A 24,972-nucleotide genomic window follows, 5' to 3' on the forward strand; every position below is an offset into this window, starting at 1 on the left:
TACCTGGCGCCCCCGGAATACGGAATAAATCAAGCTGTCTGTGACAGTTTGGGTGTTTGGTTGGGTTGGTTGATCCAGGCTTCCCCGGGCGGTGCCGGAGTGACCGGGGGGCTGCGGAAGCGTTCGGGGTGTCGGCGGTAGTAGGCCTCGTGGGCGTGTTGGCGGTGGTTCCGGATGTCTGCTGCGCTGCCATCGTGCACTGAAGTGGGTGTGAACCAGTTCAGGCCACTGTGTAGGTGGTTGTTGTTGTAGTCATCGAAGAACCAGCGCGCAAAGTCTCTAGCTTGTTTGAGCGATTCGAAGCGCTCGGGGAATTCGAGTGAGTACTTCACGGTCTTGAAGAGGGATTCGATGTAGGGGTTGTCGTTGGAGACTCTCGGGCGGGAATGCGAAGGACGGATCCCCAAGGTGCGCAGCAGTTCCCATGTCCGGGCGGACCTCATGGGTCCTCCGTTGTCCGCGTGGAGCACTTTCGGGGCTGTCCTGGCAGCCAGGACTGCGCTGCGGATGAGGTCCTGGGCGAGTGCTGTGTCCTCGACCTGCTCGACTCGGTGGCCCATGACTTTCCGCGAGAAGACGTCAATGATGGTGTAGAGCTTGAGGTGTTGTCTGCCGGGTCCCCGAAGCATCGTGATGTCCCAGGACCATAGCTGGTTCGGCGCTGTGGCTTGGAGGACTGGTTTCGCGCGGGAGGTTGTTGCGGCGCCAGCGGATCTTCGGCGGCGTCGGTCCCCGTTCTGGCCATGCCGACGGACGATCCGGTGGGCAGATGCCATCGAGCAATAGATGTCCCCGGCATCAGCCATCCTCCTCACGGCTTGTGTGACGGAGAGCCCGGAATACTCCTCGTTGTTAATGGTTTGGAGCAGTTTCTCTTCGTCCTCGGGGCTGATCCTGTTCGGATAGGACCGGTCACGGTGTGCAACGACAACACCGGGGCGTTTGGTGCCTCTGCGATACCGGTACCAGGTCTCGTGGGAGAGCCCCAGCAGGCTGCAGGCCCTGCGGACTCCGTAGCCGACACCACTCAACGCGGTGATCACTCCGAGGAGGACGTCCCGTCGACGGGCTTCTTCAGCCACTCTGGCCGGCCTGGTTCCGGTTCGTCCAAGTGGGGATCTGTTGCTGCCGCGCTCCGGGCCATAGCGTCCAGGAGCGCGGCAGCTTTTCCCAGGATCTCCACCGCGGCCTCCGACTTCTCCAGCTTTTGCTTCAGCCGCTCGTTCTCTGTCCGAAGGTGTTTGAGTTCATCCCTGTCACGCGCTGTCATCCATGTCTTCCCCTCACCTGTCCCGGGTTGAACCCCCGGCGGCAGGAGCCGCCCTTCATCCCGGGCAGCAAGCCAATCACGGAAGGTCGCGGAGTGCACCTGAACCCGGCGGCAAAACTCGGACTTGGAACCCCAGTCCACGCACTTGTCGTATTCCAGCAACAAATCCCACTTCTGCTGGGCCGAGAACCGATGAAACTTTGTGGGACGAGTCGGAATTTCCATGGGCGTTCCTTCCCCGCCCCGAAGTGTCACACAACAGGCTGACACACAGGGAATATGGAGGCGTCAGGTAATTTGCGCGTCGTGAATTCGCATGCGCGTCGAAAACCGGCCGCCCCGCCGGGCTTCACCCTTCCCGGACCACCTCCGACGGGTCCTTGTCCACACGCCAGCCCCGCCACCGCGGATGCCTGAGCCTGCCCGGCCCCGTCCACTCGCTGTAGGTCACCTCGCCCACAAGCTCCGGTGACACCCAGTGGGCATCGGCGGAATCCGGCCGGGGTACGTCATGGAAGGGTGAGGTCTTCCGGCCAAGGCGTTCCACCGTTTGCCGCAGTTCCATCAGCTCCCGGGTGCTGAAACCAGAGCCCACCCGGCCCACATACTGCAGCTTGCCGCCGTCGGGAATGCCCACCAGCAGCGATCCCACGGTGTCCTGGCGGCCGCCCTTGCCTGGCCGCCAGCCGCCCACCACCACTTCCTGGGTCTGCTCGGTCTTGAGTTTGATCCAAGTCCTGGTCCGCTGGCCGCTCACGTAGCGGCTGTCCGTCCTCTTGGCCATGACTCCTTCGAGGCCGAGCTCCTGCGCGCTGTCGAGGAGATGCTGGACGGGCTCGTCCAGTACGGGGGACAGCTCCACCGGGCAGCCGGACGGCTGGAAGAATTCCTCCAGGCGCTGCCGCCGTTTAGCGAGCGGGAGGGGCCGGAGGTCCAATCCGTTGTCGAAGAGGAGGTCGAACAGCATCAGCTGGACCGGGATGGCGGTGCGGGCTTTGGCGACGTCGGCGGCCCGGGTCAGTTTCATCCGGCCCTGCAGCAGGCCAAAGTCAGGCTTTCCGCCGGGCCCGACGGCGATGATCTCACCGTCCGCCACGAACGGATGCTCCGGCCAGCAGCCGCGGTCCGTGAACTCCGGATAGGTTCGAGTGACGTCGTTGCCGTTGCGGGAGAAGATCCGGACCTTCTCCCGGTCCGCCACCAGGATGGCCCGGACGCCGTCCCATTTCAGCTCGTACTGCCACCTGCTGCCGTGGAGATCGGCAGTGCTGCCGGAGGTGGCCATCATGGGCGGGTATTCCAGCGGATCCGGGGCGGTGCCTGCTGCGGTGCCGGTTGCAGTGCCGGCACCGGGTACGGCCGGCTCGGTAACGCCGGCTGGCTGTCCAGACTCCCCGTCGTCGTCGTCCTCTTCCCGGCCGTCCACCTGTGCCGCCGGAGCTGCCGGAGCCGGGTGCCGCCGTCGTCCGCCCGCATGTTCCTGGTCCATCAGGTGGATGAGCCACTGTCCTTCGGCGTCCTTGCCCTGCCCGCGCCCCGTATGGATGAGGGCCACTTTTTTGCTGCCGCCCAGCCCGCCGTCTTCGGACCCCGTCAGGGTGACGATGACTTCCTTGCCGTTGATCCACTTGTGCAGCTCGTAGGTGCCGGTGTCCCAAATGGTCATGACGCCGGCGCCGTACTGCCCCTTGGGGATGGTCCCGTGGAAGGTGAGGTAGTCCATGGGATGGTCCTCGGTCTGGACAGCGAGGTGGTTCTTGCCGCCGGAGTCGGGGATGCCTTTGGGCAGCGCCCAGGATGCCAGGACACCTTCGTGTTCCAGCCGGAGGTCGTAATGCAGGCGGCTGGCGTGGTGCTCCTGGATGACAAAGCTGTTGCCGCCGGCCGGGATGCCCGCAAACGGTTCCGGCGTTGCGTGGGGGTCGCGCATGGAGCGGTACTTGCCCAGGCGGGGATCGGCGTCGTGGGGTGCTTCCCCCTGGTCCGGGCTGCCCGTACCACCAGCCGCAGGGCCTGCTGCAGCGTTGACGACGGCGGCGAAGGGGTCCTTGCCGTCCCGCACCCGCCGCAGCACTTCCTTGTAGTCGAGGTGCTTGAGGCGGGGAGAGTCGATTTCCCGCCATGTCCGGGGTGCGGCCACCAGGGGCGTGGGACGGCCCCGCAGTGAGTAGGGGACAATGGTGGTTTTCGCCGCGTTGTTCTGGCTCCAGTCCACCAGCACCTTGCCCGTGCGGAGCGACTTCTTCATGTCGCTGACGGCGAGGTCCGGGTGGTCGGCCTCGAGCGCGCGGGCCAGCTCCCGGGCGAACGCGGAGATCTGTTCCGAGGTCTGGGTCCCGTCCAGCGCCGCGTAGAGGTGGATGCCCTTGCTGCCGCTGGTCACCGGGACCGGGTCCAGGCCCACGTCCTGCAGGATGACCCGGGCCAGGAGGGCCACCTCGCGGCATTCCGGCAGGCCGGCGCCCTCACCCGGGTCCAGGTCCAGCACCAGCCGGTCCGGGTTGAGCTGGTTGCCATGGGTGTCCACCCGCCACTGGGGCACGTGGATTTCGAGTGAATTGATCTGGCCGAACCAGGTGAGCGTGGCGGCATCATTGACCATCGGGTAGTGAATGGTCCGGTCCTTGTGCGTGATCGCCGCCCGCGGCAGCCAGCCGGGGGCTGAGTCCTCCAGGTCCTTCTGGAAGAACACTTCCCCGGGCTTGTCCGCGGTGCCCACTCCGTTGACCCACCGCTTGCGCGTGGCCGGACGGTTGGCGGCCGCCGGGATCAGGACGTGGGCCACCGCGGCGTAGTAGGCCAGCACGTCCGCCTTTGTGGTGCCGGTCTCCGGATAGATGATTTTGTCCAGGTTGGTGAGCGTCAGTTCGCGTCCCGCAACCCGGACACGTTCCCTGCTAACGGCCACGGGGCTTCACCTCCGGCCCGCTCTGATGTTGACTGTAGGAATGAGAGCCATCTGGAAAGGTGCCATCGCGTTCGGGCTGGTCAACGTGCCCGTGAAGGTCTACAGCGCCACTGAGGATCATGACATCAGTCTGCACCAGGTTCACAATGCTGACGGCGGCAGGATCCGGTACCAGCGCCGGTGCGAGGTCTGTGGCGAGGTGGTGGACTACTCGGACATTGAGAAGGCGTTCGAGGAGGACGGCCGCACGGTGGTGCTGTCCAAGGATGAGCTCAAGTCCATTCCCGCGGAGAACAGCCACGAGATCGAAGTGGTGCAGTTCGTCCCGTCCGAGCAGCTTGAACCCATGATGTTCGAAAAGAGCTACTACCTGGAGCCGGACTCCAAGTCGCCCAAGGCCTACGTGCTGCTCCGCCGGGCGCTCGAGGACACGGACCGGGTGGCCATCGTCCAGTTCGCGCTGCGTGAGAAGACCCGGCTGGGGGCCCTCCGGATCAAGGACGACGTCCTGGTGCTGCAGTCACTCCTCTGGCCCGATGAGGTGCGCGAGGCAAGCTTCCCGTCGCTGGACGCCGATATCAGGATCTCGGCCCAGGAGCGCGACATGTCCGCAGCGCTGGTGGAGTCCATGGCCGCTGACTTTGAACCCACTTCCTTCACGGACGAGTACCAGGTGCAGCTCCGGCAGCTGATCGAGGCCAAGCTCGAACAGGGCGAATCGCTGGATACGGAGGAGACTTTCGGCGTCGAGGCCGGCGAGGGCGGCAAGGGCGAGGTCATCGACCTCATGGAGGCCCTCAAGCGGAGCCTGGACAGGAAGCGCGGCGGTGGGGAGGCGGCCTCCGCCGGCGGGGATTCCGACGACGAAGCGGACACCGGGGACGGGGAGGCCGAAGAGGCCAAGCCGGCGCGAAAGGCCTCCGCATCAAAATCCACGGCTTCCAAAACAACTGCCGCCAAATCGAGCGCAGCCAAATCAACGTCCGCCAAATCGACGGCGTCCAAATCGACGGCGTCCAAACCGGCTGCCGCCAAGGCTGCGGATACCAAGTCCGCAGCCAAGCCTGCTGCCAAGACCACCAGGGCGCGCAAGCCCGCCTGACCCTGGTGTCCGCGGTGTCCGTGCCTTTACACCGGCCGGTATCGCGTCCACAATGAGTCGCATCGCAGCCTCCGCTGTGCCAACAGTGTGCTGTCGCTCATTTGAACGGACACGTAGAGGGGCACGGACATGGACAACCAGACCGACTTAGTGGACGCGGACCGGGAGCTCAAGAAGAAGCACCGGGCCATGTGGGCGTCAGGGGATTACCCGGCCCTCGCTGATGAGATGCTCCTGGAACTGGGCGCCGTCCTGGTGGAAGCCTGCGGCATCAGGTCGCGCCAGCGGGTCCTGGACGTTGCGGCAGGAACGGGGAACGCGGCCATCCCGGCGGCCATGATGGGCGCCAAAGTGGTGGCCAGCGACCTCACCCCCGAGCTTTTCGAGGCAGGACGCCGGGAGGCCGCAAACCGGGGCGTCAGCCTGGAATGGCAGGAAGGCGACGCCGAGGCCCTGCCGTTCGGCGATGCCGAGTTCGACGCAGTGATGTCCTGCATCGGCGTGATGTTCGCGCCCCACCACCAGGCGGCGGCCGACGAACTGCTCCGGGTCTGCAAACCCGGAGGCTCCATAGGGCTGCTGTGCTGGACACCGGAGGGATTCATTGGGCAGATGTTCGCGGTCCTGAAGCCTTTTGCCCCGCCACCCCCGCCGGGTGCACAGCCGGCGCCGCTATGGGGGAGTGAGGAGCATGTCCGCGAACTGTTGGGCGACAGGATTACCGGGATCCACACCCGCAAGCAGAACCTGGCCGTCAGGAGCTTCCACCAGCCGGCGGACTTCGTCAGGTATTTCAAGTCCCATTACGGACCCATCATCTCCGTCTACAAATCCCTGGGCGACAGCCAGGACAAGGTCAAGGCCCTGGACAAGGCCCTCACGGATCTTGCTGATTCCTTCGGCGACGCACACGGCGATACCCCGTTCCAGATGGAATGGGAGTACCTGCTCTTCACGGCCAAAAAGGCCTGAGAGATGCCGGAAGACCATGTGGCAACCTCCGCCACCATCATCAACGCCCGTCCTGGGCGCGTGTGGGAGGTGATGACAGACCCTGTCGCCGTCAAAGAGTTCATGTTCGGGACCACGCTGGAGACGGATTGGAAGGTTGGAAGCCCCATCACCTGGCAGGGCGAGTGGGAGGGTAAGGCGTACCAGGACAAGGGCCGGATCCTGGCGGTTGAACCGGGACGCAAACTGGTGCACACCCACTTCAGCCCGTTGTCCGGCCAGGAGGACGAGCCCGGGAACTACCACACCCTCGAATGGACGCTCGAGGACCGGGGCGGCGGCACCCGGCTGACCTTGGCCCAGGACAACAACCCCACCCAGGAAGCCGCCGAACACTCCAAAACCATGTGGGACAAGCTCCTGGCCGACGTCAAGGCGCTCGCCGAGAGCGGCTGACCGGCTACCTACTTGGGCGACGGGACGCTTAAAAGCCAAGCGGCCGCCGTCGGGCGTATCCCTTGGGAGGGAAAGCCCGACGGCGGCCGCCGGCGGTGTGCTGCCTGAGGCAGCGAAGGTGCTACTCGGCGTCGTGGTCCGTTTCCAGGATCTGCACCAGGTGGTTGAGCGCATCGTCCGCACCGGCACCTTCGGCGCGGAGCACCACAACGTCGCCGTGGGAGGCGCCCAGGCTCATCAGGGACAGGATGCTTGCGGCGTCCATGGCCTCGTCGGCCGGTTCGCCTTCACGGGCGATGGTGATGTCCAGGTCGTACTCGCCGGCGGCCTCCGCGAAGATGGCGGCGGGGCGGGCGTGCAGGCCCACGCGGCTGGCGACGGTTGCGGTGCGTTCTGGCATTGTTGCTCCTTTGGTCTTTCGGCGTGCTGACGGTTCAGCGGCCGGTGGGATATGCGGCTGGGGCCGGCTCAGACGGTTACGGGTACGGGTTCAACCGTATCAACCGTCTTCTTGACTGCCCAGCGCTTCAGGGCGATGACCGACAGGGCGGTGATCACCGTGCCGACGGCGATTGAGACGACGAACATCAGGAAGTTGTCGATGGCGAAGAAGACGAACAGGCCGCCGTGTGGTGCCTTGGATCCGACGCCCGCAGCCATCGAAATGGCTCCGGTCACGGCACCGCCCAGCATGCTGGCGGGGATGACGCGCAGCGGGTCGGCCGCTGCGAACGGGATGGCGCCTTCGGAGATGAAGGATGCACCCAGCAGCCAGGCTGCCTTGCCGTTTTCCTGCTCGGCGAGGCTGAACAGCTTCTTGTTCAGGACGGTCGAGGCCAGGGCCATGGCCAGCGGCGGAACCATGCCGGACGCCATGACCGCTGCCATGATCTGCCACGGGGCCTGGTTGTCGATGGTGGCGGCGCCCAGCCCGGCGACGGCGAAGGAGTAGGCAACCTTGTTGACCGGGCCGCCGAGGTCGAAGCACATCATCAGGCCGAGGATCACGCCCAGGGCGATGGCGCCTGCACCGGTGAGTCCGGAGAGCCAGCTGTTCAGGCCGTTGGTGATGGCGACGATCGGGCCGCCCAGGATCAGGAACATCAGGCCGGAAGCCACGAGCGATGCCAGCAGCGGGATGATGACCACGGGCATCAGGCCGCGCAGCCAACGGGCAACCTGCAGGCGGCCCACCACATGGGCGATGTAGCCGGCGAGCAGGCCGCCAACAATGCCGCCGAGGAAGCCGGCGCCCATGAACCCGGCCACTGCGCCGGCGACAAAGCCGGGGGCGATGCCCGGACGGTCGGCGATCGCGTAGGCGATGTAGCCGGCCAGCGCCGGGACAAGGAAGCCCAGTGACAGTGCACCGATCTTGAACAGCACGGCACCGAGGTAGGCGCCCAGCGGGCCCCAGGCGTTGTCCGGGAACTGGGTGGGCAGGTTGAACAGGCTGTTCTGGACAACGATCGTGTCCGCGTACTTGGTGATCAGGTAGCCGCCCATGAGGAAGCCGAGGGCGATCAGCAGGCCGCCGCCTGCCACGAACGGAATCATGTAGCTGACGCCGGTGAGCAGGGCCTTCTTGAGCTTCTGCCCGATGTGCTCGCCCTTTTCCTCAGCCTCATGCTCGGCCTGCTCCTCCGCGCCGAAGTGCGGGACGCGGCGGGCGTGGGGGTTGTCTGCCGCTGCGAGGGCTTCCTGGACCATCTTGTCCGGTTCGTCGATGCCGCGCTTGACCGGTGCGTTGATGACCGGTTTGCCGGCGAAGCGCTCCTTGCCTCGCACGTCCACGTCAACGGCGAAGATCACGGCGTCCGCTGCTGCGATGACGGCGGGGTCCAGCGCCTTGGCGCCGGAAGAGCCCTGGGTCTCAACCTGCAGGTCGACGCCCACTTCCTTGGCCGCCGCCACCAGTGAATCGGCTGCCATGTAGGTGTGCGCGATGCCGGTGGGGCATGCGGTCACAGCCACGAGGCGCTTGGGGCGCGGGCCGGTTGAGCCCGCAGCAGCGCCCGCATTCGAGACTGCCGATGAAGAACCTGCTGCACCTGCTGCCGCGCCAACGCCGGCGCCGACAGGTACCGCATCAGCCGGAGCCGCTGCGGCGTGTGCGGCGGGCTTGTCCGCCAGGGCGCCGTCCACGAGCTCCACGATCTCGGCCTGGGAGGAGGCGTTGCGGAGGGCTGCGGTGAAGTCCTTTTTGATCAGGGACCGGGCCAGCTTGGACAGCAGCTTCAGGTGTTCCTGGTCCGCCCCGTCCGGAGCGGCGATGAAGAACACCAGGTCTGCCGGGCCGTCCTTGGCGCCAAAGTCCACCTTCGGGTTCAGCCGCGCCATGGCCAGGGTGGGCACGGTGACGGCCGCCGAGCGGCAGTGCGGGATGGCGATGCCGCCGGGGATGCCGGTGGCGGTCTTCTGCTCGCGGGCGAAGGCGTCGGCGAAGAGGCCTTCAACTTCTGACGCGCGTCCGGTGGCTGCTACCTTGCTTGCCAGATGCCGGATCACCGCTTCGGGGGTATTGCCCAGGTTCTGGTCGAGCTCGACCAGGTCCGTGGTGATGAGCTGGGTCACTGTCAATCCTTTCGAAGGGCCGTGATGGTTACGGCATCCGGGGTTGTTTGGTTTACTGCCGGAACAGTGGAACCCGGCAGGGAGGCAGCGGCGGCACCATGGGCCACCGCCTGACGAAGGCAGTCGGCTGGGGCGGCGCCCCGGCCATGGGCAAGCAGGTAGCCGGCAAGTGCGGAATCGCCCGCACCCACCGTGCTGACCGCGGCGACCGGCGGGTGCGTGGCGAGCCACGCGCCGTCGGCCGTTACAAGGACAGCTCCCTTGGAACCGAGAGTTGCCAGCACAGCACCCACACCGGCACGTACGACGGCGGCTGCGGCGGCAGCGGCAGCAGCCGGGTCCGCTTCCAGCTCGTCACCGGAGGCCGGGGCAAAACCGGCGGCTGCGGCCAGCTCCGCCAGTTCCTCGGCGTTGGGCTTGAGGAGGTCCGGCATGCCCTCCGGACCGCCGGTGAGGGCGGCGGCGAGGGGCAGTCCGGACGAGTCGACGGCGATGCGCGGGGCGGCGCCGTCGGCGGAGGAACGCAGCCGGTGGGCCACGGTCGCGTAGAAGTCCGCGGGGAAGCCGGGCGGCAGCGAGCCGGCCAGGACCACCCAGCTGGCGCCGCGCGAGCTTTCCACCAGCAGCTTGATGAGGGCTTCCTGCTGGTTCCCGTCCAGCACGGGTCCGGGTTCGTTGATCTTTGTGGTCACGCCGCCGGGCTCGGTGAGCGCCACATTGGTGCGCAGCGGCTCGTCGATGGGAAGGGAAACGAAGGGCACTGCACTTTCGCGCAGGCCGGCCAGGACGGGGTCGCTGTCCGCTCCGGGGAGGACGGCAACGGACTCCAGCCCGGAAGCCACCAGGGCGCGGGAGACGTTGACGCCCTTGCCGCCGGATTCCTGCCGGACGGAGACGGCGCGCTGCACCTCGCCACGTTCCAGCGGGCCGGGGAGGGCGACGGTGCGGTCAAGGCTGGGGTTGGCCGTGAAGGTGACGATCATGCGACCACCACGTCTACGCCGGCATCTTCCAAAGCGGCTGCGAGTTCAGGTCCGGGTTCACTGTCTGTGATCAAGGTGTCCAGATCTTTCAGGGAGGCGAACTGGACCAGGGTTTCCGTGTCCAGCTTGGAGGAGTCGGCCAGCACCACAATGCGGCGTGCCGACTGGACGAAGGCCGCCTTGACGGCGGCTTCTTCAGGATCGGGAGTGCTCACGCCAAAGGTGGCGTGGATCCCGTTGGTCCCGATGAACGCGATGTCGGGGCGGATGCGGGCGGCAGCGTTCACCGTCGACTGTCCCACGGCCACCTGGGTGAGGCCGCGAACCCGCCCGCCAAGGATCTGCAGGGCAACGCCGGGGACGTTGGAGAGTTTGCTGGCGATGGGTACTGCATGGGTGATGACCACCAGTTCGTGCTGGGGTCCCGTTCCGTCGGAAGGTTCGACGGCGGCGCGGCGGGCCAGCATGTCGGCAAGCACCTCGGTGGTGGTGCCGCCGTCCATCAGGACGCTGGCGGGTGAGTTCCGGGGAATAAGGGCAAGGGCGGCTTCAGCGATCCGGATCTTTTGGTCCGGCCGCTGGATGGCCCGTTCGGTGACGCTTTCTTCGGTGGTGCTGAAGCGGTCTGCCGCCACTGCACCGCCGTGGACGCGGCGGACGGTGCCGGCGTTTTCGAGGGCGGCAAGGTCCCGGCGCACTGTTTCGGTGGTGATCCGGAAGCGCTCAGCCAGCAGGGTCACGCTGACCCGGCCGCTGCCGGCTACAAGCTCGGCAATCTGTTGCTGGCGCTCTTCGGCGAACACGTACCCTCCGTTGCGTAGGTCCTGCTGTAAATGTGCGCCGGGCCGGCTTCCCGGCCTGGCGTGACTGGTATCACATTGATGTTGAGTTACTTGACTTTATCTTTGCTTCTGTTGGTTTGTCAATGGAAACCAACATGAAACAAAATCCGCTGGATCGGCTCCCAGCGGAGACGCGAAAGCCGGGCTGGACGCTTTGTGGTCCAGCCCGGCTTTTCGGGTTCATCGATGGCTCTCCGGGATCCCCGCCCGGTTCCGCCGCGCTTAGATGCCCCCGTCCCGGCTTTCGTGGCGGGTGATGCGCTCACCGGTGTTGGGATCAATCACGGAGCGGGACTCGCTCACGCGGCGGCTGCGGCCGGGGGAGGCGAGGATGAGTGACGCGATCAGACCGATCACGCCCACGGCCATCAGGATGTATCCCACCAGTTGCTGGTCCACGAAGGGGATCAGTCCAGGGGCCACTGCCCAGGCGAGGATGGCGCCGAGGGCGATGAGGAAGATTGACGAGCCGATTCTCATGACGTGCTCCTTATGGCCGCGTCCTGCACGGCGCTGGTAGGGCATTACGGACGGGTGTTGCGTCATTGCCAAAAGCTAAGCCTGCTGTCTGTCAAGCGTCACGCTACCTCCCGGTGATTGCGGATTCAATGACCCGGCCGGGGTGGCGTGCTTCCCTCGTTAGGCTGGTCCGGTGGAAACAGTTGTGTGGTCCAGGCCGGAAGGCCAGCGCGCCGGCACTCCCTTGCTGGTGATGATGCACGGTTACGGCACGGACGAGTCGCGGATGGTGCGCCTCTTCGACTACCTGCCGCCGGAGTTCACCTGTGCCGCGTTGCGGGCGCCGATGCCCATCGGCGACCACTGGGGCTGGTTCCTGCTGGACTACTTCCTGGCGAACGACTTCGCGGATGTCATCTCGGCCGCCAACGCAGTGCGGGCCTGGATCAGCTCGGTCAAGGACCAGCACAGCAGTGTCACCCTGATGGGGTACTCGCAGGGCATGGCCATGGCCAGTACGCTCCTGCGGCTGCACCCTGATGACTACAAGGCTGTTGTGGGACTGTCCGGCTTCGTGCTCAACAACGAGCTCCTCTCGGTGACGGATTCCTTCACGGTCAAGCCGCCCTTCTTTTGGGGCCGCGACAAGGCGGACCTGGTGATCAACGAGGACGCCGTGGCCTACACCGCCGAATGGCTGGAGGAAAACACTCAATTGACGGCCAGGACCTACCCGGGGATGGGGCACGCAATGTCCAAGACCGAGATGGTGGACGTCAGCGCCTTCCTGCGCCACTACGTGCTGGGCTGACCGTGTAGCGGTTCCGGCAGTGGGTAAGAAAAAACAGTTGCCAGCGAAATTTGCAAGCGCTTACACTCATCTACGGCCATGATCGGTCCTGCAGTGGGCGGACGAGGAAGCGATGCTGTGTGCATGAGGCGCAGCAGCACCTTTCTTCAGGCTGCCCCGGCAGGGCCGGCTGTCCACGAACCGAAAGGACACGCACTGCCGATGACACGTGAAACTGCAGCTGACACCGCCTGGACCGGCGCCGCAGCAATCCTTTTCGACCTTGACGGGGTGTTGACGCCCACGGCTACCGTGCACGAGCGCGCCTGGCAGGAACTGTTCGACGGCTACTTGTCCCCGCATCCGGAGGTTGCCGGGTACAGCGAAAGCGACTACTTCGACCACATCGACGGCAAACCCCGCTTTGACGGGGTGCGCGACTTCCTGGCCTCGCGCGGGATCACGCTGCCGGAAGGCCCCCTGGATGACGACCCCGCCCACGAAACTGTCCAGGGCCTGGGCAACCGGAAGAACGCGATCTTCAATGACATCGTGAGTGCCGGCGTCGAACCGTTCCCAGGCTCGGTGCGCTTCCTCGAAGCCGCGCTGGAGCGCGGACTCAAGGTCGCCGTCGTCTCCTCCTCCCGCAACGCCCCCGCCGTCCTGAAGGCCGCTGGACTCAGCCACTACTTCGCAGTGGTGGTGGACGGGGTGGTGGCCGCGGACCAGGGCCTGCCCGGCAAGCCAAACCCGGCCACTTACGAATACGCGGCAAAACTGCTGGACCTCTCCAGTCCGGAGTGCGTGGTGGTGGAAGACGCAGTGTCTGGAGTGCAGGCCGGCCAAGCGGGATCCTTCCACTCCGTCATTGGCGTGGACAGGGGTGCCGGGCGCCAGACGCTCCTGGACGCCGGCGCCACCCTGGTGGTCAACGACCTCCAGGAACTGATCCCCTAAAATCCGCGCATCAGAACCGGCGTTGCCTGCCCCGGGCAACCCTGCTGCTTCCCCGGCAGCACCCATCCGAGTACCGCCCTCCCCCGAATACTCCGTGCCGGCCAGTACGGCACCACAGCAAGGCCAAAAGGACCCCCACCATGGCACTGATTACAGCGGACCGCGAACGGTTCCCCGACACCCCTTGGCAGCTCGTTGAAACGCGCTATGAGACCGATGGCGCAGGAACCCTGGAGACCCTGTTTGCCCTGGGAAACGGTCATTTGGGTATCCGGGGTGCACACTGGGCGGCGGCCGACGCCGATCTGCCGGGCAGCTTCATCAACGGCCTGCACGAGATCTGGGACATCAAGCACGCCGAAAACGCCTTTGGTTTTGCCCGGACGGGGCAGCGCATCCTTTACATCCCGGACGTCAACAACTTCACGGTGGTGGTGGACGGCGAAAACCTCAGCCTTGCCGAATCGGAGGTCCTTGACTACCGACGGAGCGTCGACTTTTCCACCGGGATCTACGAGTGCCGGATCACCTGGCAATGCCGGTCCGGCGCCACGGTGACCACCACTGAACGGCGGGCGGTTGGCTACGAGTCCCGCGGCAGCCTCGGCATTTCGCTGGAGGTGGCAGCGGACCGGCAGATCTCCCTGGACGTCACTTCCGCCGTGATCAACCGCCAGGACCAGCCGGTGGAAGACCACTCCGTGCACGATCCCCGCCGGGCCGGAAGGCACGCCGGGAGGGTGCTGCTCCCGGTGCGGCTCGACGGCGGCGACGGCTCGCTGCGCCTGTCCTGGGAGGCGGCCGAATCCAAGCAGCGGGTGGGGATCGCAGTTGACCACTGGACCTCCGCCGGGCACCAGCCGTTCGAAACGTTGGTGGACCAGGATGACAGCAGCGTCCGGTACGTGCTTGCCGTTGAGGCCGGCGATCCGTTCCGGTTGGAAAAAAGCGTCAGCTATGCGGCAGGTCGCACCATCCAGGACCCGGACGTGGATGCAGCCGCGGTGGCCGAAGAAGCGCTCCGCCCGGTGGACAGCATCTTTGCCGAGAGCATGGCCCACTACCGCAGCTACTGGGCCACCTCGGACATCGTGGTTGAGGGCGGCCGGCCCGGGCTGCAGCAGGCCATTCGGTGGAACCTGTTCCAGCTGGCGCAGGCCACCGCGCGGGTCGATGTTGCCGGCATCCCCGCCAAGGGCGTGACCGGTTCCGGCTACGAGGGGCACTACTTCTGGGACCAGGAGGTGTACCTGCTGCCGTACCTTACCTACACCAATCCCGACGGCGCCCGGCAGGTCCTGGAGTACCGCCACGGCATTCTTCCTGAGGCCAAGATCCGGGCCAAGGAGCTGAGCGTGGACGGCGCCCTCTTCCCGTGGCGGACTATCAACGGGCTCGAGGCCAGCGCCTACTACGCTGCCGGCACGGCCCAGTTCCACATTGCGGCTGCGATCGCCTTTGCCACCAACAGGTACCTCTGGGCTACCGGCGACTCCGCCTTCCGCGAAGGAATGGGCGCTGAGCTGCTGATCGAGACGGCCCGGATGTGGACATCCCTGGGCTTCTTTGGCAAGGATGGGCTGTTCCACATCCATGGCGTGACGGGTCCGGATGAGTACACGGCCGTAGTGAATGACAACCTGTACACAAACGTCATGGCCCGCTTCAACCTGCGCGCAGCCGCCGCGCTGGAGCACCCCGAAATCACCCACGAAGAGCGCCAGTTGTGGGAGGCAGCCGCAAAGCGCATGCAGTTGCCGTTCGACGACCGGATGCAGGTGCACTCCCAGGACAACGACTTCATGACCCTCGAAGCCTGGGACTGGACCACGCCGCGGTCCAAGTACCCGCTGCTCCTGCACTTCCACCCGCTGGTGATCTACCGCCACCAGGTCCTGAAGCAGGCTGACACCGTCCTGGCCATGTTCCTGCAGTGGCAGGATTTCACGGCGGAGGAAAAGCAGCGCGCCTTCGACTTCTACGATCCCATCACCACCGGTGACTCAACCCTGTCTGCCTGCGTGCAGGGGATCATGGCGGCCGAGGTGGGCTACTCGAGGGAAGCGCTGCAGCACTTCACCAACGCCGTGTTCATCGACCTGGACGACACCCACGGCAACACGATCGACGGCGTTCACATCGCCTCCACCGGGGGAGTCTGGAGCTCGCTGGTGTGCGGGTTCGCCGGCATGCGCGACCAAGGCCAGGTCCCATACTTCGATCCCCGCTTGCCCGCTGAGTGGCAGGGACTGGCCTTCCACCTGAAGATCCGGGGGCGGCTGCTGCTGGTCCAGCTTGCCGCCGGGTCCATCACGCTCACGGTCCAGGAAGGCGGGCCGCTGGAGGTGGACGTCCGCGGCCAGCGCCTCACCGTGACGGGCCAGCCCGTGCAGGTACCGCTGGAACCGGTCGCGGAGCCGGAGCCCACGGTGTTCCCCAGCGGACTTCCGACGGCGAGCATCCCGGTGGTGCGCGGCAACAACTGAGCCGCGTTGCCGGGCTGGGAGGACGCGTCCGACGGCGGCCCGGCAGGTACTGCAGCCGGCACGCCTTAGTCTCCTGCCGCCGTCGTGCGTTCCACCGCTTCTAGCCTGCGAGGAGGGTGCTGGCTTCCTGGCGGGTGGTGCCGGAGTCCTGGATGCCGTCGGCGATGTGGGCGAGTTCGGCGGGGATGTCGCGGCCTTTTTTGCGCATGGCGGTGGCCCAGAGGCGGCCGGCGCGGTAGGAGGAGCGGACCAGGGGGCCGGACATGACGCCGAGGAAGCCGATTTCTTCGGCTTCGTGCTGGAGGTCCACGAATTCCTGGGGTTTGACCCACCTGTCCACGGGCAGGTGCCGTTCGGACGGGCGGAGGTATTGGGTGATGGTGATCAGGTCGCAGCCGGCCTGGTGCAGGTCGCGGAGGGCTTCGCTGATTTCCTCGCGGGTTTCGCCCATGCCCAGGATGAGGTTGGATTTGGTGACCATGCCCAGGTTCCGGCCCTGGGTGATGACGTCCAGGGAGCGTTCGTAGCGGAACGCGGGGCGGATCCTTTTGAAGATCCGGGGCACGGTTTCGACGTTGTGGGCGAAGACTTCGGGGGCGGAGTCGCAGATCGCGCGGATGTGGTCGGGGTTGCCGGAGAAGTCGGGGATGAGCAGTTCCACGCCGGTGCCGGGGTTCAGTTCGTGGATCTTGCGGACGGTTTCGGCGTAGAGCCAGACGCCTTCGTCTTCGAGGTCGTCGCGGGCCACGCCGGTGACGGTGGCGTAGCGCAGCTGCATGGACTGGACGGAGCGGGCCACCTTGGTGGGTTCGAACATGTCCACGGGGGAGGGTTTGCCGGTGTCAATCTGGCAGAAGTCGCAGCGGCGGGTGCATTCGGAGCCGCCGATCAGGAAGGTGGCTTCCTTGTCTTCCCAACATTCGAAGATGTTGGGGCAGCCGGCCTCTTCGCAGACGGTGTGCAGGCCTTCCTTCTTGACCAGGTTCTTCAGGCCGACGAACTCGGGGCCCATCTGGACCTTGGCCTTGATCCACTCCGGTTTGCGTTCCACCGGGACCGCAGCATTGCGCTGCTCGATCCGCAGCATCTTCCGGCCTTCAGGTGCCAGGGTCATGATCGTGTTTCCTTTGTTTGCTGGGTGAATCGGGGCGTGCTGGATGTCAGCATTCGACGACGTTGACGGCGAGGCCGCCCATGGCGGTTTCCTTGTATTTGGAGGACATGTCTTTGCCGGTTTCGCGCATGGTGATGATGACTTCGTCCAGGGAGACGCGGTGGGTGCCGTCGCCCCAGAGCGCCATTTTCGCGGCGTTGATGGCCTTCGCCGCAGCGATCGCGTTCCGTTCGATGCACGGGACCTGGACCAGCCCGCCGATCGGGTCACACGTCAGGCCCAGGTTGTGTTCCATCGCGATTTCCGCGGCGTTCTCCACCTGCGCCGGGGTGCCGCCCATGACCTCGGCCAGGCCCGCGGCCGCCATCGAGGACGCGGACCCCACCTCGCCCTGGCAGCCCACCTCAGCCCCGGAGATCGAGGCCTGTTCCTTGTAGAGCACCCCCACCGCGCCCGCGGCGAGCAGGAACTTGACCACCACGGCATCCCGGTCGGCCTGGGTGGCCTGGTCCATGCCCGGGGCGAAGTGCAGCGCATAGAACAACACCGCCGGGATGATCCCGGCGGCCCCGTTCGTGGGCGCGGTGACCACCCGCCCGCCGGAGGCGTTCTCCTCGTTCACCGCCAACGCCACCAAGTTAACCCACTCCTGCCAATACCTGGGGTCGTAATGGTCCCGCCCGTCCTGCCCGTCCTGTTCGGTGTCTTCGGGGCGGGCGGTTTCTTTCTTCAGCCGCTCGTACCAGTCCGGGGCGCGGCGGCGGACCTTCAACCCGCCCGGCAGCACCCCTTCCCGCTTCAACGACGTCTGCACGCAGTTCTCCATCACGGACCAGATATGCAGCAAACCCTCCCGGATCTGCTCCTCCGTCCGGGACGCCTTCTCATTCACGAACATGACATCGGCGATGCCCAGCCCGGTCACCGCGCAGTGCTCCAGCAACTCCGCCGCGGTCCGGAACGGCAACGGCAACTCCTGTTTGGACGCGTCCAGTTCCTGCTGCGCCGCGTCCTCCTCACCCTCCCGGACAATGAACCCGCCACCGACCGAGAAAAACGTCGCCGCATGCAAAACCTGGCCACCGGCACCGGTGACGGTGAACGTCATCCCGTTCGTGTGCCGCGGCAACACCGTGAGCGGCCGCAACACCATGTCCTTCACCCCATACGGCAACGCCACGCTGCCGGCCAGGTTCAGGGTCCCGGTCTCCGCGATCGAGGCCAGCCGCTCCTCCACCTCATCGGGCAGGATCAGCTCCGGATGGAACCCCTCCAACCCCAACAGGACAGCGGTCATCGTCCCATGCCCATGACCCGTCGCCGCCAACGACCCATACAAATCCACCCGCAACCCAGCCACCTCAGCCAGCACCCCCGAGGCCTTCAACTCCTCCGCGAACACAGCAGCAGCCCGCATCGGCCCCACAGTATGCGAACTAGAGGGCCCAATCCCGATCGAAAAGAGATCAAAAACGCCAACAGCCATGCGATTGGTTCCTAACTAAAACGAGGTGGTTGGGGTGGAGCGGGCAGGACATCCTCTGCATGCTCGGTCGCGAAGACGCCCGCTAAGCGGACGTGACGCCGTGGCAGGGTTGGGTGCGCCTGGCCGAATTCCTCCGCGTGCTCGGTCGCGAAGACGCCCGCTGCGCGGACGTGACGCTCCCTTAGACGCACGTCTCCGGGATCCGCCCAGTCGCGAGCAACCGTCACCAAGGCGACAGGGCAAGCATGCAACGCACACGGAGGCGTCAGGACGGGAGCAGGAAACACGCACGTAGTCCGCATCCACCCACTTCCTGTATGCCCCGGCCCCCTGCACCCACGGCGACAAGCCCACAAGGGGCCGGCGGAGCCGGACTTTTCGAAAGCGTGCGTCAAAGCGACGAAGGAGCAGCACGCGTGAAAATGTCCGGTCCGCCGGTCCCGAACCCAGCCACGGCTCAGGACAGCGGTGCGATGTCCGGGTAGAGCGGATGCGCGGAAGCCAAAGCCTCGACGCGGTGACGCAGGCCGGAAAGGTCCGCGTCGGCGTCGGCAATTAATGCCTCGGCGATGATGTCTGCAACCTCGCGGAAGGCGTCCTCGCCAAAGCCACGGGTAGCCAGGGCGGGGGTGCCGATGCGCAGGCCCGAGGTGACCATCGGCGGACGCGGGTCGAACGGCACGGCGTTGCGGTTGACGGTGATGTCGATTGCGGCGAGCCGGTCCTCGGCCTCCTGGCCGTTGAGCTCGCAGTTGCGCAGGTCAACGAGGACCAGGTGCACATCCGTGCCACCGGAGACCACGCTGATGCCCTTGGCGGTGACGTCAGGCTGGACCAGGCGCTCGGCCAGGATGCGGGCACCTGCCAGGACGCGCTCCTGCCGCTCGCGGAACTCTTCGGAAGCCGCGATCTTGAACGCCACGGCCTTGCCGGCGATGACGTGCTCCAGCGGCCCGCCCTGCTGGCCCGGGAATACAGCCGAGTTGATCTTCTTGGCGATGTCGGGGTCGTTGGAGAGGATGATGCCGCCGCGCGGACCGGCGAGGGTCTTGTGCGTGGTGGAGGTGACCACGTGGGCGTACGGGACCGGCGAGGGGTGCAGTCCCGCGGCCACCAACCCGGCGAAGTGCGCCATGTCCACCATGAGGTAGGCGCCCACGGAATCGGCGATGCGGCGGAACTCCGCGAAGTCCAGCTGGCGCGCGTAGGCTGACCACCCGGCCACGATGAGCTGCGGCTTGTGCTCCTGGGCCAGCCGCTCCACCTCCGCCATGTCGATGGTGTGGGTGTCTTCGCGGACCTGGTACGGAACCACGTTGTAGAGCTTGCCGGAGAAGTTGATCCGCATGCCGTGGGTCAGGTGGCCGCCGTGGGCCAGGTTCAGGCCCATGATGGTGTCGCCGGGCTTGATCAGCGCATGCATCACCGACGCATTGGCCTGGGCGCCGGAGTGCGGCTGGACGTTGGCGTATTCTGCGCCGAACAGGGCCTTCACCCTGTCGATGGCCAGCTGCTCGATCACGTCGACGTGCTCGCAGCCGCCGTAGTACCGCTTTCCGGGGTAACCCTCGGCGTACTTGTTGGTCAGCACCGAGCCCTGCGCCTGCATGACCGCGGCGGCGGTGTGGTTCTCGGAAGCGATCATTTCCAGGCCGTCGCGCTGGCGGCCCAGTTCGTCGTCGATCTTTGCCGCAATTTCCGGGTCCAGGACGGACAGGTCTGCGTTCAGGCTCGGGGAGACCACCTGCTCGAAGGCAACGGTGCCCGCGGTGGAAGCAGCGCCGCTCACAGTTCGCCGCCGTTTGCTTCGGCGTATTCCTGTGCGGACAGCAGCGGGCCCTCTTCGCTGACGGTGACCTTGAACAGCCAGCCGGCACCGTAGGGATCGTTGTTGATCACGGCAGGGTCGCTGACCACGTCGTCATTGACTTCGGTGACCTCGCCCGTCACCGGGGAGTACAGGTCGGAGACGGACTTGGTGGACTCGATCTCGCCACAGGTTTCGCCTGCGGTCACCGTGGAGCCAACCTCGGGCAGGTCCACGTACACGATGTCGCCCAGCGCCTCGGCGGCAACAGCGGACACGCCCACCACGGACGGGCCTGAGCCGTCAGCGGCGATCCATTCGTGTTCGGCGGAGTACTTCAGTTCAGCGGCAACTTTAGCCATGGTGTGTTTCCTTAAGTTCGGGGTTCAAAATGCGGGAGCGCCGGGCTATTTTTGGCGCTTGTAAAACGGCAGGGCGACGACTTCGAAGGGCTCGGCCTTGCCGCGCAGGTCCACGTCCAGGGCAGTGCCCAGCCCGGCGTGCTCGACGTCGACGTAGGCCAGCGCCACCGGGTAGCCAAGGGTGGGGCTGGGCTGGCCTGAGGTCACCTCGCCCACTACGTTTCCGTCTTTAAGGACGGGGTAGCCGCCACGGCCGGCACGGCGGCCGTGACCCTTCAGGCCCACCAGTTTTCGCTTGGGCCCTGCTTCCTTGGCTGCCTCCAGCGCTGCGCGGCCCACGAAGTCGCCTTCCTTGGATTTGAGCGCCACCACGGGGCCCAGGCCGGCATCGAACGGTGACCGCTCCAGCGAGAGCTCGTTGCCGTACAGCGGCATGCCCGCTTCCAGGCGGAGTGAATCGCGGGATGCGAGGCCGCAGGGGACAATGCCGAACTCTTCCCCGGCCTGGGCGATCGATTCCCACAAGGAGGCTGCGCCTTCATTCGGGAGGAAGAGCTCGAAGCCGTCTTCACCGGTGTAGCCGGTGCGGGCCAGGATGACATCGTGCCCGGCGACGGTGACTTCGTTGAACGCGTAGTACTTCAGGTCCGTGACCAGCGCGTGCTGGGACTCGTCGGTCAGCTTGAGCAGGATGGCCTCGGCCTTGGGTCCCTGGACGGCGACGAGGGAAGTTGCCCCGGAGGCGTCCTCTACCGTCACGTCGAAGGTGGCAGCGCGTTCGGCTAGGGCTGCGGCCACGGTGGCGGCGTTCCCGGCGTTGGGAACCACCAGGTACTTCTCGTCACCGAAACGGTAGGTGATGAGGTCGTCGATGATGCCGCCGTCTTCGTTGCAGATCAGCGAGTACTTGGCTTTGCCGTCCGCGATGGCGGACAACTTGCCCACCAGGGCGTAGTCCAGGAAGGCACCGGCCTGGGGCCCGGTGACCCAGACTTCGCCCATGTGGGAGAGGTCAAACAGGCCGGCGGCATTACGGACGGCGTGGTGTTCAGCCAGTTCGGAGCTGTACTTGAGCGGCATCTGCCAGCCACCGAAGTCGGTGAAGGAGGCGCCAAGCTTCTTGTGCTCTTCGTAGAGAGCCGTGTAGTTCTCACTCATGGGGGATCCTTAGTTTTCGAACTCGGACAGCGGCGGGCAGGAGCAGATCAGGTTCCGGTCTCCACCGGCGCCGTCGATCCGGCCCACCGGCGGGAAATACTTGTCCTGCTTGAGGTGGTGGACGGGGAAGACGGCCTGCTCGCGGCTGTACTGACGGGTCCATTCGGAGTTCACGACGGCGGACGCGGTGTGGGGTGCGTTGCGCAGCGGGGAGTCCTGGACAGAGAAGTCGCCGTTGGCCACCTGGTCGATTTCCTTGCGGATGGTGATCATGGCCTCGATGAAGCGGTCGATCTCTGCCAGGTCCTCGGACTCGGTGGGCTCCACCATCAGGGTGCCGGCCACCGGGAACGCCAGGGTGGGGGCGTGGAAGCCGAAGTCGATGAGGCGCTTGGCCACATCCTCCGCGGTGACGCCTGTCCTGGCAGTGAGGTCGCGCAGGTCCAGAATGCACTCGTGCGCCACCAGGCCGCCCTCACCGGTGTAGAGCACCGGGAAGTACTCGTTCAGCCGGGACGCGACGTAGTTGGCTGCGAGCAGGGCTGCCTTGGTGGCTTCGGTCAGGCCCTCGCCGCCCATCAGCTTCACGTAGGCCCAGGAGATCGGCAGGACACCGGCGGAACCGAAGTTCGAGGCGCTGATGGCCACGCCGTGGCCTTCCTCATGGGCGGCCTTGTTGGCGTCGCCGGGCATGAACGGGGCGAGGTGGGCTTTGGCTGCGACCGGTCCGACGCCGGGTCCGCCGCCGCCGTGCGGGATACAGAAGGTCTTGTGCAGGTTCAGGTGGGACACGTCGCCGCCGAACTTGCCCGGCTGGGCCAGGCCCACCAGGGCGTTCAGGTTGGCACCGTCAACGTAGACCTGGCCGCCGGCAGCGTGGACAGCCTCGCAGATCTCGGTCACGTCCGCGTCATAGACACCGTGGGTGGACGGGTAGGTGATCATGATCGCCGAAAGGGCGTCCTTGTTCGCCTCGATCTTCGCGTACAGGTCCTCGTGGTCGATGGTGCCGTCTGCGGCTGTGGCGACGACGACGACCTTCATGCCGGCCAGCACTGCGGAGGCGGCGTTGGTGCCGTGGGCTGATGCCGGGATCAGGCAGACGTTGCGCTGGGTATCGCCGTTGGCACGGTGGTAGCCGCGGATGGCCAGCAGGCCGGCGAGCTCGCCCTGGGAACCGGCGTTCGGCTGCAGCGACACCTGGTCGTACCCGGTAATTTCTGCCAGGTCTGCTTCCAACCCACTGATCAGTTCACGCCAGCCCTCGGTCTGGGAGTCCGGTGCGAACGGGTGGATCGAAGCGAACTCCGGCCAGGAGATAGCTTCCATCTCGGCAGTGGCGTTGAGCTTCATGGTGCAGGAGCCCAGCGGGATCATGGTGCGGTCCAGCGCCAGGTCACGGTCGGAGAGCTTCCTGATGTAACGCAGGAGCTGGGTTTCGGACCGGTGGGTGTTGAATACCGGGTGCTGCATGAACTCGGAGGTGCGGAGCACCTCCGAAGGCAGATCGAAGCCCTTCGCGTCCACGACGGGACCGGCACCGAAGGCGACGGCGATCGCGGACAGGATTTCCGGCGTCGTGGTTTCATCCGTGGAGACACCGATGGTGTCGGCGTTAATGAAACGCAGGTTGATGCCGCGTGCTTCAGCAGCGGTGATGACCTTGGCGGCCTTGCCGGGGACGGAGACCGTGACAGTGTCGAAGAACGTCTCGGTGGCCAGTTCCCGGCCTGCGATCTCGAGCGTAGTGGCCAGCGCGCGGGCGTTGTTGTGGACGCGCTCGGCGATGGCCTTCAGGCCGTCGGGGCCGTGGTACACGGCGTAGAAGGAGGACACGATCGCCAGCAGCGCCTGCGCGGTGCAAATGTTGGACGTGGCCTTTTCGCGGCGGATGTGCTGCTCGCGGGTCTGCAGCGCCAGGCGGTAGGCGGGAACGCCGGCGTCGTCCTTGGACACGCCCACCAGGCGGCCGGGCATGGAACGCTCCAGGCCCTTGGCCACCGCCATGTACGCGGCGTGCGGGCCGCCGAAGAACAGCGGAACACCAAAACGCTGGGTGGAGCCGACGGCGATGTCGGCGCCCTGTTCGCCCGGAGGAGTGATCAGGGTCAGGGCCAGCAGGTCGGCGGCCACCGTGACCAGCGCGCCGCGCTCCTTCGCTTCGGCGATGACGCCGGCGTGGTTGAAAACACGGCCGGACACGCCGGGCTGCTGGAGCACGATGCCGTTGATTGAGCCGTGGGGCAGGCCGTTGGACAGGTCGGCGACCTCAACCTCGAAGCCGAGCGCCTCGGCGCGGCCCTTGACGATGGCGATGGTCTGCGGGAGGACATCGGCGTCCAGGACGGTCTTGCCGTCGCGGGCGTCCTTGTTCTTGTTGGCGCGGCGCATCATGAGGACGGCTTCGGCGACGGCGGTGGCTTCATCCAGCAGGGAAGCGTTGGCGATGGGCAGCCCCACCAGGTCCTGGACCATGGTCTGGAAGTTCAGCAGCGCCTCCAGCCGGCCCTGGGAGATCTCCGGCTGGTAGGGGGTGTACGCGGTGTACCAGGCCGGGGCCTCGAGGACATTCCGGCGGATGACGGCGGGCGTGATGGTGTCGTAGTAGCCCTGGCCGATCATTTGTACGGCGGTCTTGTTCTTGGCGGCGAGCCTGCGCAGTTCCGCAAGCACCTCAACCTCGCTCAGCGCGTCTTTGAGCGCAAGGGGCTTGGACTGGCGGATTGAGTTGGGAACGGCGATGTCCACCAGTCCATCAACGCTGTCGTAGCCAACGGCCTTGAGCATGGTGTCCACGTCAGCCTGGCGGCGTGCACCGATATGCCGGTCTGCAAAGGCAGACGGAAGGGATTGAATCGTCATGAGGAACTCCAGGTTTGGCCGGCCACGGGTGGCACGGCATGGATCGGGTCCCTCCCCGCTCTGTATTGGACCTGAGAGATTCCGCAAACCCATCAGGGCCTGCTTGCACCGTCGGTGAGTGCTGCCGGAGCAGCACTGCTTTCCAGAGTCGCCTCGCCGTGACGGTACATGGGCCTGAGAGATTCCTGGGGAGGATTTGCTCCTACGGCGCCTGCCCGGTGATGGCCGGGAGAACTCTCCCGCCACAGCTCGAAAGGCATATTGAAATGTGGGTGATTCGGCTCACAGGTTACAGGCAAAGCGAAGCGGGGAGCAAATCGGTCCGTCATGAATTGGGGCTCCAGAGCGTTACGTGGATGGCGTAACGCCGGGTTTGACTTTTGTCCGTGACGGACGCCACACTGA

The 24,972-nt window shown here is 65.9% G+C and carries 20 protein-coding genes and 1 riboswitch; of the genes, 6 read left to right on the forward strand and 14 right to left on the reverse strand.

Going from position 1 to position 24,972, the window contains the following annotated elements; genetic code table 11:
- Positions 1 to 29: 29 nt before the first annotated feature.
- The 3 genes from ACTAQI_RS18665 to ACTAQI_RS18675 form a co-directional block, all read right to left on the reverse strand.
- Positions 30 to 1,082, reverse strand: a complete 1,053-nt coding sequence (locus tag ACTAQI_RS18665) for an IS3 family transposase (RefSeq protein WP_457946093.1) — start codon at positions 1,080 to 1,082, stop codon at positions 30 to 32.
- Complete coding sequence (locus ACTAQI_RS18670) at positions 1,040 to 1,495, reverse strand: hypothetical protein (RefSeq protein WP_457946790.1); 456 nt, start codon at positions 1,493 to 1,495, stop codon at positions 1,040 to 1,042. Before ACTAQI_RS18670 ends, ACTAQI_RS18665 begins: the two co-directional genes overlap by 43 nt.
- A 124-nt stretch (positions 1,496 to 1,619) precedes the next feature.
- On the reverse strand, positions 1,620 to 4,178 hold the full coding sequence (locus ACTAQI_RS18675) for an ATP-dependent DNA ligase (RefSeq protein WP_457947858.1): 2,559 nt from the start codon (positions 4,176 to 4,178) through the stop codon (positions 1,620 to 1,622).
- Between the two features lie 40 nt (positions 4,179 to 4,218).
- Between ACTAQI_RS18675 and ku the strand changes: the two genes are divergently transcribed.
- The 3 genes from ku to ACTAQI_RS18690 all read left to right on the forward strand — a co-directional run bounded on the left by ku (position 4,219) and on the right by ACTAQI_RS18690 (position 6,687).
- On the forward strand, positions 4,219 to 5,280 hold the full coding sequence (gene ku, locus ACTAQI_RS18680) for a non-homologous end joining protein Ku (protein WP_457947860.1): 1,062 nt from the start codon (positions 4,219 to 4,221) through the stop codon (positions 5,278 to 5,280).
- Positions 5,281 to 5,409: 129 nt separating this feature from the next.
- Positions 5,410 to 6,252 carry a class I SAM-dependent methyltransferase gene (locus ACTAQI_RS18685; RefSeq protein ID WP_457947862.1) on the forward strand — a complete coding sequence of 281 codons (843 nt, stop codon included), beginning with the start codon at positions 5,410 to 5,412 and terminating at the stop codon, positions 6,250 to 6,252.
- Positions 6,253 to 6,255: 3 nt separating this feature from the next.
- The gene (locus tag ACTAQI_RS18690; RefSeq protein WP_457947864.1) at positions 6,256 to 6,687 is read left to right on the forward strand and encodes an SRPBCC domain-containing protein; all 432 of its coding nucleotides are present in this window, start codon (positions 6,256 to 6,258) and stop codon (positions 6,685 to 6,687) included.
- Between the two features lie 121 nt (positions 6,688 to 6,808).
- Here ACTAQI_RS18690 and ACTAQI_RS18695 read toward each other — a convergent pair whose 3' ends face one another.
- From ACTAQI_RS18695 to ACTAQI_RS18715, 5 genes are all read right to left on the reverse strand, one after another.
- Complete coding sequence (locus ACTAQI_RS18695) at positions 6,809 to 7,087, reverse strand: HPr family phosphocarrier protein (protein WP_056333115.1); 279 nt, start codon at positions 7,085 to 7,087, stop codon at positions 6,809 to 6,811.
- A gap of 68 nt (positions 7,088 to 7,155) precedes the next feature.
- Positions 7,156 to 9,261: a PTS fructose transporter subunit IIABC gene (locus ACTAQI_RS18700; RefSeq protein ID WP_457947865.1), complete on the reverse strand. Its 2,106-nt coding sequence runs from the start codon at positions 9,259 to 9,261 to the stop codon at positions 7,156 to 7,158.
- Between the two features lie 2 nt (positions 9,262 to 9,263).
- Entirely contained in the window at positions 9,264 to 10,244 is a 981-nt protein-coding gene (locus ACTAQI_RS18705) for a 1-phosphofructokinase family hexose kinase (protein WP_457947867.1), read from the reverse strand.
- A complete protein-coding gene (locus tag ACTAQI_RS18710) occupies positions 10,241 to 11,047 on the reverse strand; it encodes a DeoR/GlpR family DNA-binding transcription regulator (protein WP_457947868.1) in 807 nt (268 codons plus the stop codon). The genes ACTAQI_RS18705 and ACTAQI_RS18710 overlap by 4 nt, the downstream gene beginning before the upstream one ends.
- Positions 11,048 to 11,308: 261 nt before the next feature.
- Positions 11,309 to 11,566 carry a DUF6458 family protein gene (locus ACTAQI_RS18715; protein WP_141158415.1) on the reverse strand — a complete coding sequence of 86 codons (258 nt, stop codon included), beginning with the start codon at positions 11,564 to 11,566 and terminating at the stop codon, positions 11,309 to 11,311.
- 172 nt (positions 11,567 to 11,738) lie between these two features.
- On the opposite strand from ACTAQI_RS18715, the gene ACTAQI_RS18720 reads away from it, so the two are divergent.
- The 3 genes from ACTAQI_RS18720 to ACTAQI_RS18730 all read left to right on the forward strand — a co-directional run bounded on the left by ACTAQI_RS18720 (position 11,739) and on the right by ACTAQI_RS18730 (position 15,778).
- Entirely contained in the window at positions 11,739 to 12,356 is a 618-nt protein-coding gene (locus tag ACTAQI_RS18720; RefSeq protein WP_457947869.1) for an alpha/beta hydrolase, read from the forward strand.
- 201 nt (positions 12,357 to 12,557) lie between these two features.
- Positions 12,558 to 13,292: an HAD family hydrolase gene (locus ACTAQI_RS18725; protein WP_457947871.1), complete on the forward strand. Its 735-nt coding sequence runs from the start codon at positions 12,558 to 12,560 to the stop codon at positions 13,290 to 13,292.
- A 140-nt stretch (positions 13,293 to 13,432) separates the two neighbouring features.
- The gene (locus ACTAQI_RS18730; RefSeq protein WP_457947872.1) at positions 13,433 to 15,778 is read left to right on the forward strand and encodes a glycoside hydrolase family 65 protein; all 2,346 of its coding nucleotides are present in this window, start codon (positions 13,433 to 13,435) and stop codon (positions 15,776 to 15,778) included.
- 100 nt (positions 15,779 to 15,878) lie between these two features.
- Here ACTAQI_RS18730 and lipA read toward each other — a convergent pair whose 3' ends face one another.
- The 6 genes from lipA to gcvP form a co-directional block, all read right to left on the reverse strand.
- On the reverse strand, positions 15,879 to 16,892 hold the full coding sequence (gene lipA, locus ACTAQI_RS18735; protein WP_457947874.1) for a lipoyl synthase: 1,014 nt from the start codon (positions 16,890 to 16,892) through the stop codon (positions 15,879 to 15,881).
- Between the two features lie 46 nt (positions 16,893 to 16,938).
- Positions 16,939 to 18,378, reverse strand: coding sequence for an L-serine ammonia-lyase (locus tag ACTAQI_RS18740; RefSeq protein ID WP_457947875.1), 1,440 nt, complete (start codon positions 18,376 to 18,378; stop codon positions 16,939 to 16,941).
- Between the two features lie 457 nt (positions 18,379 to 18,835).
- Positions 18,836 to 20,167, reverse strand: coding sequence for a serine hydroxymethyltransferase (gene glyA / locus ACTAQI_RS18745; RefSeq protein ID WP_457947876.1), 1,332 nt, complete (start codon positions 20,165 to 20,167; stop codon positions 18,836 to 18,838).
- A complete protein-coding gene (gene gcvH / locus ACTAQI_RS18750; RefSeq protein WP_457947877.1) occupies positions 20,164 to 20,547 on the reverse strand; it encodes a glycine cleavage system protein GcvH in 384 nt (127 codons plus the stop codon). Before gcvH ends, glyA begins: the two co-directional genes overlap by 4 nt.
- 45 nt (positions 20,548 to 20,592) lie before the next feature.
- Positions 20,593 to 21,705: a glycine cleavage system aminomethyltransferase GcvT gene (gene gcvT / locus ACTAQI_RS18755; RefSeq protein ID WP_457947879.1), complete on the reverse strand. Its 1,113-nt coding sequence runs from the start codon at positions 21,703 to 21,705 to the stop codon at positions 20,593 to 20,595.
- Positions 21,706 to 21,714: 9 nt separating this feature from the next.
- Positions 21,715 to 24,567 carry an aminomethyl-transferring glycine dehydrogenase gene (gene gcvP / locus ACTAQI_RS18760; RefSeq protein WP_457947881.1) on the reverse strand — a complete coding sequence of 951 codons (2,853 nt, stop codon included), beginning with the start codon at positions 24,565 to 24,567 and terminating at the stop codon, positions 21,715 to 21,717.
- A gap of 152 nt (positions 24,568 to 24,719) precedes the next feature.
- A riboswitch (glycine riboswitch) is annotated at positions 24,720 to 24,819 on the reverse strand.
- Between the last annotated feature and the right edge of the window lie 153 nt (positions 24,820 to 24,972).

The sequence above is a fragment of the Pseudarthrobacter sp. alpha12b genome (assembly GCF_054130495.1).

Excerpts from the sequence above, each read along its gene's own strand:
- ACTAQI_RS18670 (WP_457946790.1), bottom strand. The coding sequence starts at position 1,495 with ATGGAAATTCCGACTCGTCCCACAAAGTTTCATCGGTTCTCGGCCCAG.
- ku (WP_457947860.1), top strand. The coding sequence starts at position 4,219 with ATGAGAGCCATCTGGAAAGGTGCCATCGCGTTCGGGCTGGTCAACGTG.
- lipA (WP_457947874.1), bottom strand. The coding sequence starts at position 16,892 with ATGACCCTGGCACCTGAAGGCCGGAAGATGCTGCGGATCGAGCAGCGC.
- gcvT (WP_457947879.1), bottom strand. The coding sequence starts at position 21,705 with ATGAGTGAGAACTACACGGCTCTCTACGAAGAGCACAAGAAGCTTGGC.
- ACTAQI_RS18690 (WP_457947864.1), top strand. The coding sequence starts at position 6,256 with ATGCCGGAAGACCATGTGGCAACCTCCGCCACCATCATCAACGCCCGT.
- ACTAQI_RS18740 (WP_457947875.1), bottom strand. The coding sequence starts at position 18,378 with ATGGCTGTTGGCGTTTTTGATCTCTTTTCGATCGGGATTGGGCCCTCT.
- ACTAQI_RS18695 (WP_056333115.1), bottom strand. The coding sequence starts at position 7,087 with ATGCCAGAACGCACCGCAACCGTCGCCAGCCGCGTGGGCCTGCACGCC.
- ACTAQI_RS18685 (WP_457947862.1), top strand. The coding sequence starts at position 5,410 with ATGGACAACCAGACCGACTTAGTGGACGCGGACCGGGAGCTCAAGAAG.
- gcvP (WP_457947881.1), bottom strand. The coding sequence starts at position 24,567 with ATGACGATTCAATCCCTTCCGTCTGCCTTTGCAGACCGGCATATCGGT.
- ACTAQI_RS18725 (WP_457947871.1), top strand. The coding sequence starts at position 12,558 with ATGACACGTGAAACTGCAGCTGACACCGCCTGGACCGGCGCCGCAGCA.
- ACTAQI_RS18730 (WP_457947872.1), top strand. The coding sequence starts at position 13,433 with ATGGCACTGATTACAGCGGACCGCGAACGGTTCCCCGACACCCCTTGG.
- ACTAQI_RS18715 (WP_141158415.1), bottom strand. The coding sequence starts at position 11,566 with ATGAGAATCGGCTCGTCAATCTTCCTCATCGCCCTCGGCGCCATCCTC.
- ACTAQI_RS18705 (WP_457947867.1), bottom strand. The coding sequence starts at position 10,244 with ATGATCGTCACCTTCACGGCCAACCCCAGCCTTGACCGCACCGTCGCC.
- gcvH (WP_457947877.1), bottom strand. The coding sequence starts at position 20,547 with ATGGCTAAAGTTGCCGCTGAACTGAAGTACTCCGCCGAACACGAATGG.